General features: G+C 69.2%; 1 protein-coding gene. It reads right to left on the bottom strand.

Features of this window, described 5'->3' with window-relative positions:
• On the bottom strand, window positions 1–2,594 hold a 2,594-nt coding region (locus AB4Y84_RS18320), incomplete at its 3' end, for an ATP-binding protein (RefSeq protein WP_442250607.1).
• Between the last annotated feature and the right edge of the window lie 265 nt (window positions 2,595–2,859).

Here is a 2,859-nt window from a genome sequence, read left to right as displayed (position 1 = left end):
CGGCGCGCCAGGGTGTGGCCGTCCATGCGCGGCATGTTGATGTCGGTGACCACCAGGTCGAAGTCATGGGCCTGGCACAGCTGCAACGCCTCGACACCATCCTGCGCAAGCTCCACCTCGCAGCCCAGGGCCTGCAGCTGTTCGGCCAGGATCACCCGGTTGATGGGATTGTCTTCCACGGCCAGCACCCGCAGTCCCAGCGGGCCTGGCTGCACATCGCGCGCTGCGGTCGGCAGCGTTGCGCATTGGCGCTGCTGGCGTGCCACCGCCAAGGCGATCGAGGACATGCCATGCAGGGTGACCAGCAGCGCGCCATCGGCGGCAGGTGCCGGTTGGTCGCCACCATCGATCGAGGCCAACACCCGCGGTCCCTGCCAGGCCAACGGCTGTTCTGCCTCGCCATCCATCAGGATCGCGCCGGCGTGGTCGAGCAGGGCAGGATCGCCCTGCAGCGGCTGCGCATTGGCACCCCAGCGGCGCAGCCAGCCACAGGCACTGTCGACCAGCTCGCGATCGCGGCCGCGCACGTACACCGGCGGTTCGGCCAGCAACGCGGGGCCATCCTCGGTCGCGGCCAGCACCGGCAAGGGCAGGCGCACGGTGAAACTGCTGCCCAGTCCCGGCTCGCTGACCACGCGCAGTTCGCCACTCATCAAGCGCACCAGGCGGTCGCTGATCGACAGGCCCAGCCCGGTGCCCTGCGCACTGGCAGCGCCACGGACCTGACGGAAGGGCTCGAACAGGCGTGCCTGTTCCTCGGTGGCAATGCCCACGCCGGTATCGGTGACCTGCCAGGCCAGCACGCTCGACTCGCCTTCGCGCTGCACCAGTCGTACGCGCAGCACCACCCGGCCATGCTCGGTGAACTTGATGGCATTGCTGAGCAGGTTGCCGAGCACCTGGCGGATCCGGTCGGCATCACCGAGCACCCGTGTCGGCAACCGGGGATCGGTGCAGACCAGTACCTGCAGGCCCTTGCGCGTCGCCGCAGCGGCGAAGCTTCGCAGCACGCTCTCGGTCAGCTCGCGCGGCGAGAACGATGCCGGCTCCAGGCTCAGCTGGCCCGATTCGATCTTGGACACGTCCAGCACGTCGCTGATCAGTTGCAACAGCACCGACGAGGAACTCTCGATGGTGCGCAGGTACTGCGACTGGCGCGCATCCAAGGGCGTGCGCCCGAGCAGCTCCAGCGTGCCAAGCACCCCGTACAGCGGCGTGCGGATCTCATGGCTCATGGTCGCCAGGAACGCGCTCTTGGCCTGGTTGGCGGCGTCGGCCGCCTGCCGCGCCGAGGACAGCGCCGCCTGCGCCTGGCGATGGCGTGAGATGTCATGGAACACGCACAGCAGCACGTCGTCATCCTGGTAACGGCAGGCCGCATGCAGTACCTGCAGCTGGCGACCGTCGCGTGCGGTGAACTCCAGCCCGCGACCGCGTTCGCCGGCGTGCCCGCGCCACGGTGCCTGCCAATCGCTGTCCGTCCCTTCCTCGCCCAGCCAGTCGCGCAGCAGCTGGTTGGACAGCAGCAGCTGGCGGTCGCTGCGGCGCAGGACACAGATGCCGACCGGCGCCAGGTCGATCACCGTGGAACTGAAATCCAGGCTTTCCAGCAGGCGCCGGTGCTGCAGCAGGGCCGGCTGGATCAACTGGCGGTCGACGCGATGCCGCAGCAGGCGCAGCGCGATGCCCGCCAGCAGCAGCAACGCACTGCTGATCAGCAGCGAGGTCGCCATGTCGCCGAGCAGCAGGCGTGGAGGCAGGTGATAGACCAGCCGCCAGCCGTCATTGCCTACCCCCTTCACCAAGGCCACGCCGCGTGGCAGGCCTGTGCTCCAGAGCACGCCGAAACTGTCGTCCTGGCGCTGCTGCAGTGCTTTCCAGCCTGCGCTGTCCAGGCGCGGAGCCAGGCTCGATAGGGCGGGCTGCCCGTCGCGGTCCAGCAGGGCGTAGCCGCCGATGCCTTGGCCATCGATCATGTCCGAGGCGGCCGCACTGTCCAGCAGCAGCATCAACCACTGGCCCGGCTGCGGTCCGGCCTGTACCGGTTGTGCCAAGGCGACCCCGGCGTCGCCCGCGCGCAGCCAGTACACCGGATCGGTACCGGCAGGCGTGCCGCTGCGCTGCTGCAGTACGTGCAGCGTGGGCAGGCCGGCGATGTCCACGTCGGCCTGGCCGCCGGCCAGCCAATGCGTTCCCTGCGCGTCGACCAGCAGCAGATGGGTCTGCAGGGTCTGCAGCGTGTGTTCTGCGCGCGGCGACAGCAGCAGGCGCTGGCCCGGCTTTCCGCCCGGCCCGTCCAACGGCAGCTGGCGTACGCCCTCGCTGGACGGCGCCGACGGATCACCCACCACCACCGAATCGCCCAGATAGCGCAGCAGGGCCTCACGCTGGTCGAAGTAGATCTGCGCCCTGTACGCGGCGGCATTCATGTCGCGGCGGTGGCTGGAGATATCTTCGGTCAACGCGGTCAGCAGGTAGAAGCCGGTGGCGGCAGCCAGGCACAGGAACACGCACACCGTCAGCCAGCGCAGCAGCACCGAGGCGGTGGTCGGCGGTGCGACCAGGGGCAGGGAAGGGCGAGGGAATCGGAACATGCACCGATCCTAGGGAGGACGGTCACCCGCCCGGAATCAGCCATGTCCTAAAAAGCGGCGCGCCCGCCGTGGAGGCCGCCGCCGGCGGGGAACCGTTCAGGCTGGGGCAGCGGCAGGCGGTCAAAAAAAGACCCCCGCCGAAGCGGGGGTCTGTGGCGAGCCACCAGCAGGGCGTCCTTACAGCGCGCTGCCGCCGAACTTGTGGGTGTACTGCAGGTTGATGGTACGGCCGACGCTGTCGAACCAGGACACGTCGTAGTACGGG

It is taken from the genome of Stenotrophomonas sp. 2YAF22 (genome assembly GCF_052114665.1).
Lineage (GTDB): Bacteria > Pseudomonadota > Gammaproteobacteria > Xanthomonadales > Xanthomonadaceae > Stenotrophomonas > Stenotrophomonas indicatrix.
The sequence above is the reverse complement of the archived record's forward strand: the minus strand, read 5'-3'. Positions and strand labels throughout refer to the sequence as shown.